Origin of the sequence: Vibrio sp. V19_P1S1T109 (genome assembly GCF_002241375.1) — a bacterium.
Taxonomy (GTDB): domain Bacteria; phylum Pseudomonadota; class Gammaproteobacteria; order Enterobacterales; family Vibrionaceae; genus Vibrio; species Vibrio anguillarum.
The window spans coordinates 1-9690 of the sequence record NZ_NDIM01000227.1 but is presented as its reverse complement, the minus strand read 5'-3'; the positions used below and the strand labels follow the sequence as shown (position 1 = coordinate 9690).

Here is a 9690-nt window from a genome sequence, read left to right as displayed (position 1 = left end):
CCCGAATGCGGCACTGACTATTTTTAGGCATTTCGATAGTGCATCGGTAGTGCAAGGTTTGGTGGGAGAAAAACCCAAAACAGCATGGGTTTTAGACTATGCGCTACTAGAAAGAATCCATTATTTACTGGTGGCGGGTTTTGATGTTTACGGCAATTTCGGCCACCAGCTCATTACTCGCATGTTTATGGATTTTCTGCGTCTTGAAGGTGAAAGTAATTTTGTCTCTCTGCTGCCTAGAGAGATAAGGCACCAAGAGCAGTCAAGTTGGTATCAAAATCAAAGCACTCAACTCAGTGACTTTTTGCAACGTAACGTTGCCCCTTTTGATCAACCGACCAGTATTGTTTACCACACGCAAGATCCAAAATCTGAGTTGTTTGATCTTTTGAAGTCTGAGCTTCAACCTGTGTTATCAAATCGTTATTCGATAATTGACACTGGTTTTTCAAAGCGCAGTGAACAGATGTTAAATAGCATTAATAAGATCAAAGGCGAAGGGTTGCTGGCTGTGCCACAAATTATGATGTTGATGATCACGGCAGAAAACGGAGAGGATCAACTTTTTACTTTGTTGCACAATAACGCCCATCTCAATATTTCAAGTCTATTTGATGAACAAAGCAACCGTGACCCAGCGAATGATGGTTTGACTCTAGTGAGAGGTGTCATTGGCAGTTACCCTTCTGCTTATCTGTCACTGCATGAACACGAGATTGAAGAATTGGTGATCTTATTGAGTAAAATGCAAAATGAGCAGGACTACGTTAAGTTGCTCGATAGGTTCGCTATTCGCCGCAGTTCTTCGAAGTTTTGGCCGTTCAGCGATAAAGTTCATGCATGGTATCGAAAAAATCAACCTGTCGAATCTGGTTTACTTGACTACAATAGATTTGAAAACATATAAAAGTCACCTTTAATGGGTGAGATGAGAGGTGCCAAATGACCATACGCGACAGCATTGAAGCACTAGAACAACAAATTTATGTAGCCTGTTCTGAAGGTGACTATGAGACAGTCAATCAGTTAGAACATCAGTTGGAAGTGTTACTGTATAAGGCACAACACCCTTTTGATGATGATCCTAATGGGTTAAATAGCGGTTCGACGACAAATGACGAATGGCGCTGAATAAAAGACGGGAGCCATATCGCTCCCGTCTATTTATCAGATCATTAAAAAACAGAAAATTAGAAAAAGTCTATTGAGTTACGGCCACTTTCAGCATCTTTGCTTTTAGGTGCATCGGAGTTCTCTTTCTTTGTGGTCGTCGGCTTATTTCTAGCCGGTTTGGTTTTTGACGCCTTTTGCTTCGGCTTAGGCACATTTGTTGCTGCCACTACCGACGTCACATCAGTTTCAGGTACTTCAGTCACGGGTTGATCACACAATACAACGTAGTACTCCTGGTTAAATTCAAGAAAATCCCCATTGTACATTTTACGTCGTTTTCGAGTTTCAAGTTCTCCATTGACTGCCACGTAACCATCGCTAATCAGGAATTTTGCTTGCCCGCCACCATCCACTAGGTTAGCAATCTTTAGCACCTTATAAAGCTCAATAGGTTGCGACGAAACTTCAATACCAATCGCCTCTATTTCAATTTCTTCGTTTTCTAATGTGTCTTTATCGTTAATCATTACGTTTTTCTTATCACGAATTTTCACGCAGTGTAATGCTAAATGCACAAATTAGGAACCACAGTTAAATACTTCAACTGAACTGATAAGCCCACCGTTTTGTCATACACACATCACTCAGGTTACCTTGTCACCATTTTCTGAATGCGTTCCGCTCGCTGTTCATCGCTTTCTTGACTTGGTGGTGGCACGGTAAGCCCCTTAATCACTGCAGGGCGTTGCGCGATTTCCGCCAACCAACGTTGTAGGTGCTCGAGCCCGTCAATATTAATGCCACTCCATTCGTAAATTCTCACCCATGGCCATGTTGCGATATCGGCGATGGTATATTCATCACCCGCAAGATAACGGTGATGCTCTAATTGGCTATCCATGACTTCAAATAGACGTCGCCCTTCTTTTTGGTAACGCTCAATGGCAGGTTGTATTTTTTCTGGAAAGTAACGAAAGAAGACGTTCGCTTGTCCCATCATCGGCCCTACGCCTCCCATTTGAAACATTAACCATTGGATCACTTGAGAGCGGGCTTTCGGATCTACGGGCAGAAATTTTCCCGTTTTTTCTGCTAAGTAAAGCAAAATTGCCCCAGATTCAAATACTGGATAATCATCGTTATCTTTATCTACAATTGCGGGAATGCGTCCATTCGGATTGATGGCCGTAAACTCAGGCTCTTTTTGCTGATTGGTTGAAAGATCAAAAGCGTTGACCTTGTATGGCAACCCCATTTCTTCTAATGCAATGGAGATTTTCTGACCATTCGGCGTTGCGGCGGTATACAGTTCAATCATTCTTAGGCTCCTCGGCGAAATGATGGACGTTGCTCAACGGATTTAAGCAAATAGCAAAATTGCCACTTTGTGTATCAACAAGGATATATAAGCAGTAATCTCTTTAGACGTAAACTCTCATGTACGATAAACTAAACATAACCATAATTTTATAACGAATTCTCCATGATAAAAGTGACAGTGTCTCGCTTAATAAAAGGCCACGACTTAAAGCAATCCATTGCCGCGTTGATAAAGCAAGAGAATATACAAGCGGGTAACATCGCTTCTTGTGTCGGGTGCCTATCTGAAGTGAGAATCCGCCTCGCTGATGGCTCTTCAGAGCTACACCTTGTTGATGCATTTGAAATTGTCTCTTTGATTGGCACGCTAACCGCATCTCATCAACACTTGCACATTGCGGTTGCAGATAAAACAGGCAAAGTGATCGGTGGTCATCTTTTGGATGGTTGTCTTGTCAATACTACCGCAGAGCTGATTTTACATTCCTACCCTGACTTAGTGTTTGAGCGAGAATTTGATAATCAAACGGGCTACAGTGAGCTGGTGGCACCTTGTTAAAATCCCTTTAATGATAAAAGTTAATGTGCATATACTAGTCTGCATTCTGTAAAATGTGGTGAAGCGTGTTTTTTATTCACCCATTTCTCCCCAATAACGATAGGCAATTCGACGTTGAGCAATTTCCGTCTGTGAGCTATCTCTCACATCTGTTCTTTTTGTAATAACTCTGTATAATTCGCCGCCTATTTAACCATTGTTTATGTTCTGTTGATTTGGCGTCTGCACATCACTGATTCGCTAAACTGAATACCTAGGAAAACTCTCTTGATCTCTACCGCAAATATCACCATGCAATTTGGCGCTGAGCCTTTATTTGAAAACATTTCTGCAAAATTCGGTAACGGCAATCGCTACGGTTTGATTGGCGCTAACGGCTGTGGTAAATCGACGTTCATGAAGATCTTGAGTGGCGCGTTAACTCCCAGCTCAGGCAACGTCTCCATTACACCAGGGCTAAAATTGGGTGTGCTGAGCCAAGATCAGTTTGCGTTCGAACAATACACGGTAATTGATGCCGTGATTATGGGTGACCGTAAACTGTGGGAGATCAAGCAAGAGCGTGACCGCATTTATTCATTAGCCGAGATGAGCGAAGCCGACGGCATGAAAGTCGCCGAGCTTGAGAGCGAATACGCTGAAATGGATGGTTACACCGCCGAAAGTCGCGCGGGTGATATTTTATTAAAAGCGGGTATTGAGGAATCGTTTCATTTTGGCTTGATGCAACAAGTGGCTCCTGGTTGGAAACTGCGCGTTTTGTTGGCGCAAGCCTTGTTTGCCAACCCAGATATTTTGCTGCTCGATGAGCCAACCAACAACTTAGACATCCACACCATTGGTTGGTTGGCTGAAGAACTTAATCAGCGTAAATGCACCATGATCATTATTTCCCATGACCGCCACTTTTTGAACTCAGTGTGTACCCATATGGCTGATATTGATTACGGTGAACTGCGTATTTATCCGGGTAATTATGAGTATTTTCTTGAAGCGTCAAGCTTGATTCGAGAGCAGTTACTCTCTGGCAACGCGAAAAAAGCGGCCGAGATCAACGAACTGCAAGACTTCGTTAACCGCTTTGGTGCCAATGCTTCAAAAGCAAAACAGGCTAGCTCACGCGCAAAAAAAATGGACAAGATCAAGCTTGATGAAGTGAAATCCTCAAGCCGCATCAGTCCTTCGATTGATTTTGGTGAAGGTAAGAAACTGCATCGTCTTGCACTTGAACTACAAAATCTCGGCCACGCTTTTGACGATGAACAGCTCTTCAACGGTGGTAATCTGCTGCTTGAGGCGGGCTCGCGTTTGGCGGTAATTGGTGAAAACGGCGTCGGTAAAACGACCTTTCTACGCTGCTTAGTCAAAGAGCTGCAGGCCAACCAAGGTGTGGTGAAATGGTCTGAGAACGCCTCCATTGGCTATTGCCCTCAAGACAGTACTGTCGATTTTGATAACGATCTGACTATCTTTGATTGGATCTCGCAGTGGCGCACAGTAAAACATGATGATTTGATGGTGCGTGCCATTCTTGGCCGACTACTCTTTACAGCTGATGATGTGAATAAGAAAGCAAGAAACTGCTCGGGTGGTGAGAAGAACCGTCTGCTATTTGGCAAACTAATGATGCAAGATATCAACGTGCTGATCATGGACGAGCCAACCAACCACATGGATATGGAAGCGATTGAAGCACTCAATAACGCGTTAAAGTCCTACACGGGGACACTGATTTTTGTTAGCCACGATCGCGAGTTTGTCTCTTCGCTGGCCACTTCGATCATTGATGTGAAAAACAAACAGTTGGTCTACTTCCAAGGAACGTACGATGAATACTTGGCTCATCAGCAGAAATTGTTAGCTGCGGCGTAATCAAACCAACGTCATAATTCTTGATACTTGTTGCCGCCAGAAATGACGGCAACAACGGATAATTTAGATTCTGCTGTTTAGTCTTAGCTTATTTTATCGGCCACTGACAAGTCGCCTACTTGTAACTCCAAGTCGTTTGGGTATCACTGTAATTTGTTATAACTCTGGTTTAACCCAAACATTGCTAAAATCAAACCAGCCTAACGCGTTGCATTTCGCGTTTTGTAATGCACCACATTGATCTTTGCTTATCCCTAACCAACAGTGGAACATCGGGATAATTTGCTGTTTTTCTATCAAAGACTTGCCAATCTCTTTGGCCGGAAATATAGCATTTGGATCGGCGCGCCATTCATCCACTAACTGGCACCAATACGAAAAATCTTCAGCGCGGCTTAAATGCTCGATATCACTGTAATCAAGTAACCATCCTGCTAACGCATCTTCTCTATGGTTGGCAATTCCCATCGGTTTGACCCAAACATCGACAGCATCGGTGTCTTCAACCGTCAAATCATATTTAACAAGCTCCACCGAAATTCCATCTTCTTTTAATAGCTGTTGTATTGTTTTCACTAAGCTTGGAAACATAGGATGTTGAGCATGATATGCAATGGTGATCGAACGCTCGCCCGGCGGTGTGGTGGCAACATCTCCCGATGACTGATGATACCAGCCCGGTTTCAGGCCATAGGCAGGTAACACCCCCAACTCGACCACTTTGTCTTCTGGTAATTGACGAAATAGGTTGAGAGTACTGAGCTTATTGGTGAGGTAGCGAGCCCAATTTACATCCGCGGCGACGCCATTTTTTCGATTGAGTAACAAGTAAGTACAGCCAGGATCAAGATCCACGTCTTCTGTAAATGAACCTCGCTTTGTTTTTATCGGATGCGATAAGCTAGGAAAAACCATCGAAGAATGTACTTCGTCAATCACCCACACTTCGACCCGGTCTAACAAAGGCCTAAATCCAAAATATCCATCAAACGCTTGCAAAACTAAGCGTTTTTCATCATTTAAAATGACTTTGTAAGGGCCAGTACCAATCGGCATTAAATCAAAATTATCACTACGATTGGACTCTGGTAGTAAAATCTTGGCACATGACTCAGATAAAAGAAGCGGTAAGCGACTATCCGCTTTTTGTAAAAAGATATCGATAACCCAATTGGAGGGCGAGCTGATCCTATCAAGATGAGAGAATAAATTCAGAAATCGCAATTCCCACAAACTTTGGATAACACCGTCGGTGGTAAGCAAATCACCATTGTGGAAACGAACCCCTGGGCGAAGATAAAAACGCCAATGTGTTGCTGTCACCGATTCCCATGTATGAGCGAGATCTGGCTGCAGCTGTTCATATTCATCTAGCCGCGTTAGCCCACTAAAAATTTGCATTACGATATGTTGCTCAGATCGACGCATGGATTTTAGCGGGTTTAGCATTGAAAGCGGGCGATAATAAGGCAACCGTATGACTTGCAGACCTTCTTGATGCTGAACACCAAGATAGCTTTGGATCACTTGCGTCAGTTTCGCCGCATCTTGATCCAGTACTGAAAATGCATGGCCAATTTTACCTTCATCTAAGTATCGACGCGCAAGGTTTTCACTGACATCACTGCGACTACGTTTAAAAATGAGATCGGATAATTTTCCACGCCCCGCCGCAGGACGCCATTCTATCCAGCCTTCATCCTCCATTTTATTTAGAACAATACGCGCATTACGGCGTGTGCAGAAAAGGATCTCGGTGATCTCTTCTAGCTGGACACCAACATCTTGGCCGTTAAAGTGCTCAAATAAGGATTCAAATTGAACGCGAAGTCGTGGGCTACTCATAAAGAGGAAATCTCAGTTTATAAAAAACAGAGATAGTTTCCTCATTTTATATTGGTTATGCAATAGTCTTAATCACTGTTTAAAGAATATTACAGCCGAGTTGTTGAGAAAGTTGCTGAATTTGCTCTTCGTTGTCCAACTTAATCGACCATTTACTTTCTGAGCAATTTACAGAGATGACATTCGCCCCTCTCCCAATGAGCTGAACAGCATCGGCTTGGGCTTGTAGCGTGATGGCGAGATCACCCAATACTCGTACCACTAATTCATGGGGTGTTACGATGATTTTTCCACCTGAAAATTCAATCACCATTTTATAAATCAACCTTGATAGCTTGAGAACGGTTACGAATTTTTTGTACTGCGACCGTCAAACGGCTGGTGCACACCAAACGTTCGCGCTCATCAGTGATATTGATTTGCCATACTTGCGTTGAAATACCAAGATGGATAGGTGTCGCTGTTCCTATAACCATCCCCTCTCGCATGGCGCGAACATGATTAGCATTAATGTCTAACCCTACACAATAGTGTTCTTGATCCACACTGAAGTTCGCGGCAACTGAACCTAGGGTTTCCGCAAGTACCACCGAGGCGCCACCATGCAGCATACCAAGCGGCTGATGGGTAAAGTGACAAACAGGCATGGTCGCAGACAAAGAGTGATCAGTATAATCGGTATAAATAATATTGAGATGCTCTATCAAGGTGTTTTTGGAGGTGGCGTTTAACGTTATTAAATCGATAGGCTTCTTCCAAATATCCATGCTTTTTTGTCTCATTCATCGTAAAAGAGATTCATTCTATACTTAAACAGTAACAACTTGCAGCGAGTAATCAGTCAGTTCCAGCGATTGAGATCCTGCCAACTACACATTTTCGAGACAGATCCGATCGCTCATAAATATTAACTGCAGTGTTGTCATTAGCAGTTTATCGGTGCTAAGAAGCCTCTTCATACAAAGATGTCATCTTTGCACTTAAAGATTAAAGATGAGCACAAAAAGTGCTCTGATACATGGCTTACAAGTGTCAACGTACCGAATCAAGTACCTAAAATGCGTAATGGCAGTTGTAGCAGCTCATCCCCTGTCGTTGCAAAACCCCAAATAATAGCGATAAGTGCAGCCACTAAACTGACATACCAAAGTGAAGCTACAATTTGTCCATATCGATTCAGAGGTAGCAAATGACTTTGATGACGCTGCTTCCATTCCATCACAATTTCAATGCTGCCCATAATCAATAAAAAGCCGAACAAGGTTAATCCAAGCCAATAGCTCAAAATGACACCAGCGATCGCCGCAAGAGCACACAACGCAATCCCCAAAGTGCTGTTCATAGAAAAGCTGATGCTTTTTAACACGTGACCACCATCAAGCGGCAATATAGGCAATAGATTGAAGAGATTGAGAAAGGCATTAAAAACAGCAAGGCCGGCAAAAAATATCTCTCCTGTGATCCAGTACACGACAACCAGCACAACCGAGAGCAGCAAACCAAAAAATGGCCCCATAATTGAGATCACTACATCTTGCCAACGTGTATTGATTTTTTCATCACTTAATGCCAAGCCACCAAGAAATGGAATGAGATAAATGCCTTTAGTCTTCATACCAAAATACTTCATCGCTTTGATATGGCCAAATTCATGGAACACCAAACAGGCAATAAGCGCCATAGCAAACTGGAAGGAAAATAACCACGAATAGGCTGCGATACTTGCTGACGCCAGAACAACTTTAATCAGCTTGGCACTTTTCAGTGCTTTCATACCAAGTGAGACTAGACCAATAAGGCTAAAACGTCGCTCCGGCTTTGGCGGGCTATAAGGTGTTTGTTTTTCAATGTCTTTTTCTGAACGCTCGCCCTGCGTGACAATGTCACCATTAACTAATGCTTGATAACGAAGTTTAAAAGGTTGCCAACTCAGCTCGACATTTAGTTCACATTGGATCGGCGTTTCACCACTTAACAACTGAAATCGATGGGTCGTTGTCGCCTCGATATTCCCTGTCGCATCGCATTGCGCGACCAGTTGATTATCCCAATAGAGTTGCTGCCAGCCTGACATTGAACCTTCGAGACGAAGTGATTTTCCTAAAAATGGAGCGGAAAGGAGTTCCACAGTGGTACCTACATACAAACATAAAAACGGCGTTCATTATGCCTTTGGGCAATAACAGCGTAAAGCACGATGCCCATTTTCTTACTATTGACGATGACTTAGTTCAATTCCCTCACGAATACCAAGCTTTTTGCCATCTCCCCTTTTAATTCCAGTCGTAACGTGGATAATACGCGCTTACATATTTTTACAAGGTGGGTACTATGTCTACTGAAGCAACTTTACTTGAACGCAGCCAATCAAAATGTGAGCTTTGTTCATCAGAATCTCCATTAGCTCCATTTGTGGTAGCGCCACACACTATGGTTACTGTTGACCATGCCGTTATGTTGTGTGATGTCTGCAAAGGCCAAATTGAGAACCCAGAAACAGTAGATGTGAACCATTGGCGTTGTTTGAACGACAGCATGTGGAGCCAAGAGCAACCCGTTCAAGTACTGGCGTGGCGTCAACTTAAGCGCCTTGCGGCCACTGAGGGTTGGGCTCAAGACCTACTTGATATGATGTATCTTGAAGAAGAAGCTGCAAAATGGGCTGAAATTGGTATGGATGATGATGCAGAAAAGCCTCGTGATGTGAATGGCGTAGAACTGAAAAAAGGCGACGACGTTACCATCATTAAAGATCTCCCTATCAAAGGCTCAAGCCAAGTCATTAAACAGGGTACTGTGGTTCGCGGTATCAGTTTAAGCGACGATCCTAAGTTGATCTCTGGTAAAGCTAATGGCCAATCTATGTATATCATTGCTGAATACTGTCGCAAAAAATAATAGCCATTGACGAATAAAACAAAGGCGCAACTTAGTTTGCGCCTTTGTTTTTCGGAAACCGTTGTTTTCATGAGCAGTGAAAC

At 43.1% G+C, this 9690-nt stretch carries 11 protein-coding genes; 5 read left to right on the top strand and 6 right to left on the bottom strand.

Annotation, left to right across the window (positions count from 1 at the left end):
* A partial coding sequence (locus tag B9J87_RS11075) for a fatty acid cis/trans isomerase (RefSeq protein ID WP_176429517.1) occupies positions 1–907 on the top strand: 907 nt, incomplete at its 5' end.
* A gap of 35 nt (positions 908–942) precedes the next feature.
* Positions 943–1131 (top strand): hypothetical protein, encoded by a 189-nt coding sequence (locus B9J87_RS11070; protein ID WP_013867807.1) that lies wholly within the window; start codon positions 943–945, stop codon positions 1129–1131.
* A 59-nt stretch (positions 1132–1190) separates the two neighbouring features.
* Here the strand turns inward: B9J87_RS11070 and B9J87_RS11065 are convergent, their stop codons facing one another.
* Positions 1191–1640, bottom strand: a complete 450-nt coding sequence (locus tag B9J87_RS11065) for an RNA-binding S4 domain-containing protein (RefSeq protein ID WP_206211628.1) — start codon at positions 1638–1640, stop codon at positions 1191–1193.
* Between the two features lie 122 nt (positions 1641–1762).
* Positions 1763–2431 (bottom strand): glutathione S-transferase family protein, encoded by a 669-nt coding sequence (locus B9J87_RS11060; RefSeq protein ID WP_094150783.1) that lies wholly within the window; start codon positions 2429–2431, stop codon positions 1763–1765.
* A 165-nt stretch (positions 2432–2596) separates the two neighbouring features.
* On the opposite strand from B9J87_RS11060, the gene B9J87_RS11055 reads away from it, so the two are divergent.
* Positions 2597–2992 carry a PPC domain-containing DNA-binding protein gene (locus B9J87_RS11055; RefSeq protein WP_017042825.1) on the top strand — a complete coding sequence of 132 codons (396 nt, stop codon included), beginning with the start codon at positions 2597–2599 and terminating at the stop codon, positions 2990–2992.
* A 267-nt stretch (positions 2993–3259) separates the two neighbouring features.
* Positions 3260–4864 (top strand): ABC-F family ATPase, encoded by a 1605-nt coding sequence (locus B9J87_RS11050; protein ID WP_013867813.1) that lies wholly within the window; start codon positions 3260–3262, stop codon positions 4862–4864.
* A gap of 156 nt (positions 4865–5020) precedes the next feature.
* On the opposite strand, the gene B9J87_RS11045 is transcribed toward B9J87_RS11050, so the two are convergent.
* The 4 genes from B9J87_RS11045 to B9J87_RS11030 all read right to left on the bottom strand — a co-directional run bounded on the left by B9J87_RS11045 (position 5021) and on the right by B9J87_RS11030 (position 8837).
* Positions 5021–6709, bottom strand: a complete 1689-nt coding sequence (locus B9J87_RS11045) for an SgrR family transcriptional regulator (protein WP_094150781.1) — start codon at positions 6707–6709, stop codon at positions 5021–5023.
* Between the two features lie 79 nt (positions 6710–6788).
* The gene (locus tag B9J87_RS11040; RefSeq protein WP_010320752.1) at positions 6789–7022 is read right to left on the bottom strand and encodes a DUF3389 domain-containing protein; all 234 of its coding nucleotides are present in this window, start codon (positions 7020–7022) and stop codon (positions 6789–6791) included.
* A gap of 1 nt (position 7023) precedes the next feature.
* The gene (locus B9J87_RS11035; RefSeq protein WP_010320753.1) at positions 7024–7476 is read right to left on the bottom strand and encodes a hotdog fold thioesterase; all 453 of its coding nucleotides are present in this window, start codon (positions 7474–7476) and stop codon (positions 7024–7026) included.
* Positions 7477–7754: 278 nt separating this feature from the next.
* Positions 7755–8837, bottom strand: coding sequence for a site-2 protease family protein (locus B9J87_RS11030; RefSeq protein WP_026028966.1), 1083 nt, complete (start codon positions 8835–8837; stop codon positions 7755–7757).
* A gap of 203 nt (positions 8838–9040) precedes the next feature.
* On the opposite strand from B9J87_RS11030, the gene B9J87_RS11025 reads away from it, so the two are divergent.
* The gene (locus B9J87_RS11025; protein WP_026027787.1) at positions 9041–9607 is read left to right on the top strand and encodes a PhnA domain-containing protein; all 567 of its coding nucleotides are present in this window, start codon (positions 9041–9043) and stop codon (positions 9605–9607) included.
* The last annotated feature ends 83 nt before the right edge of the window (positions 9608–9690 follow it).

Excerpts from the sequence above, each read along its gene's own strand:
- B9J87_RS11065 (WP_206211628.1), bottom strand. The coding sequence starts at position 1,640 with ATGATTAACGATAAAGACACATTAGAAAACGAAGAAATTGAAATAGAG.
- B9J87_RS11040 (WP_010320752.1), bottom strand. The coding sequence starts at position 7,022 with ATGGTGATTGAATTTTCAGGTGGAAAAATCATCGTAACACCCCATGAA.
- B9J87_RS11035 (WP_010320753.1), bottom strand. The coding sequence starts at position 7,476 with ATGGATATTTGGAAGAAGCCTATCGATTTAATAACGTTAAACGCCACC.
- B9J87_RS11070 (WP_013867807.1), top strand. The coding sequence starts at position 943 with ATGACCATACGCGACAGCATTGAAGCACTAGAACAACAAATTTATGTA.
- B9J87_RS11025 (WP_026027787.1), top strand. The coding sequence starts at position 9,041 with ATGTCTACTGAAGCAACTTTACTTGAACGCAGCCAATCAAAATGTGAG.
- B9J87_RS11045 (WP_094150781.1), bottom strand. The coding sequence starts at position 6,709 with ATGAGTAGCCCACGACTTCGCGTTCAATTTGAATCCTTATTTGAGCAC.
- B9J87_RS11060 (WP_094150783.1), bottom strand. The coding sequence starts at position 2,431 with ATGATTGAACTGTATACCGCCGCAACGCCGAATGGTCAGAAAATCTCC.
- B9J87_RS11055 (WP_017042825.1), top strand. The coding sequence starts at position 2,597 with ATGATAAAAGTGACAGTGTCTCGCTTAATAAAAGGCCACGACTTAAAG.